Origin of the sequence: Lentzea kentuckyensis (assembly GCF_002150765.1) — a bacterium.
GTDB lineage: Bacteria > Actinomycetota > Actinomycetes > Mycobacteriales > Pseudonocardiaceae > Lentzea > Lentzea kentuckyensis.
Genome location: NZ_MUYM01000250.1, coordinates 1 through 1912 on the forward strand (window position 1 = coordinate 1; position 1912 = coordinate 1912).

Consider the following 1912-nt stretch of genomic DNA (forward strand, 5'->3'; position numbering starts at 1 on the left):
CGCCGGTCTGACCCCGCGATCCGGGGGGGTGCGGCGGACTGTCCGGCCCTGACGCACCGCCGCGCCCCCGGTCAATGCCGACTCGCCCAGCTACCTAGGACTGCCATGCGTTTCGCCACATACGAAGAACACGGTCGCAACCGCGTCACCACCGTGAAGGACGACGGACAGGCCGGGTCATGACCGACACCCCGGACACGAACTCCGCTCCTCCTCCCACAGCGGACGCGGCGGAACTCCAGGAGTTGCTCCCAGGGATCCACGCCTGGGTGCAGCCGGACGGGACCTGGTGGGTCAACAACGCCGGCGCGGTGGCCGGCGACGACGGGGTCCTGGTGATCGACACCTGTGCCACAGCGGCCCGCACCCGCCGGTNNGTGGACACGGCCACCGGCGGGGCGCCCGTCCGGCTGGCGGTGAACACCCACCAGCACGGTGACCACACCTACGGCAACAGCCTCCTCCCCTCCACGACAGTGATCGTCGGGCACAGCCGGATGCGGGAAGGACTTCAGGCCGACCCGGTCATCGACGGCTGCCCACCGCTGTGGAACCCGGTCCCGGACTGGGGGCCGGTGACCCGCAGGCTTCCCGACATCTCGGTCGGCTCCGCACTCACCCTGCACGTCGCAGGCCGGCGGATCGAGCTGCTGTACCCCGGCCGCCCGGCGCACACCAGCGGAGACCTGATCGCCTGGCTGCCCGAAGAACGCGTGCTGTTCGCCGGCGATCTGGTGTTCGCCGGACTCGCCCCGCTGGTCTTCATGGGCTCGGTGGACGGGGCCCTCGCCGCGGTCGACTGGCTGGAGTCCCTGCAACCCGACGTCCTCGTCCCCGGCCACGGCCCAGTCCTCACCGGTGCCGACATCACCCGGGTCCTGGACGAGCACCGCCGCTACTACCGGTTCCTCCTCGACACCGCCCAGGACGGGATCTCCCGGGGTCTGACACCCCTGCAGGCCGCCCGCCAGGTCGACCTGGGCGAGTTCACGGGCTGGGCCGACGCCGAGCGGATCGTGCTCAACCTGCACCGCGNNCGGGGAGCAGGCCCTGGCCGCGCCTGCCGTGACCAGGGCGATCGGCGACCTTCGGCTGCGCGCGCCGATCCCCGATCCGCCTGCTGTGCGGGACTTCATGACCTTCGAACGGCACGTCGAAGGTGTCGCCAGACTGGGCGGAATCGACGCGACCGTCCCCGAACGCTGGTACGAGGCACCCGCGTTCTACTTCACCAACCCCTACGCGATCCTCGGCCCCGCCGACGACGTCCCCGTACCGCCCGGCAGCCGGATGTTCGACCTGGAGCTGGAGGTCGCCGCCGTCATCGGCCGCACGGGCCGCGACATCCACCCCGACGACGCCGACGCCTACGTCGCCGGCTACACCATCCTCGTCGACTGGTCGGCCCGCGACGTCCAGTTCGCCGAGATGCAGGTCCGGCTCGGCCCCACCAAGGGCAAGGACACCGCCACCACCCTCGGACCGGTCCTGGTCACCCCCGACGAGCTGCAACCCTGGCGCACCGACACCTCGTTCGATCTGACGATGACCGTCGAGATCAACGGCGAACGGCTGGGGCAGGACCGCTGGTCGTCCATGGCGTTCTCCTACGCCGACATGATCGCCTACGCCTCCCGTGGCACCGAGATCCGCCCCGGCGACGTCCTCGGCTCCGGCACCTGCGGCGGCGGCTGCCTCGCCGAACTGTGGGGTCGCGAAGGCCTGAACGCCCACCGCCCCCTGCAACCCGGCGACGTCGTCACCGTCACCGTCGAACAACTCGGCACCCTGACCACCCGCGTCGTGCCAGGAGTCGAGCCGATTCCCATCCCACCCGCACGACGGGACCGGTAGGCCCAGTCCGTCCGGAAGGGCGCCCCCCGTTGGGTCGCCGTCGCGCGCGTGAGCAGTG

At 71.3% G+C, this 1912-nt stretch carries 1 protein-coding gene and 1 pseudogene; both read left to right on the plus strand.

Annotation, left to right across the window (positions count from 1 at the left end; genetic code table 11):
• Positions 1–179: 179 nt before the first annotated feature.
• Positions 180–782: pseudogene (locus B0F77_RS51070) on the plus strand (MBL fold metallo-hydrolase); the annotation flags it as partial.
• 283 nt (positions 783–1065) lie between these two features.
• The gene (locus tag B0F77_RS46460) at positions 1066–1854 is read left to right on the plus strand and encodes a fumarylacetoacetate hydrolase family protein (protein ID WP_245849576.1); all 789 of its coding nucleotides are present in this window, start codon (positions 1066–1068) and stop codon (positions 1852–1854) included.
• The last annotated feature ends 58 nt before the right edge of the window (positions 1855–1912 follow it).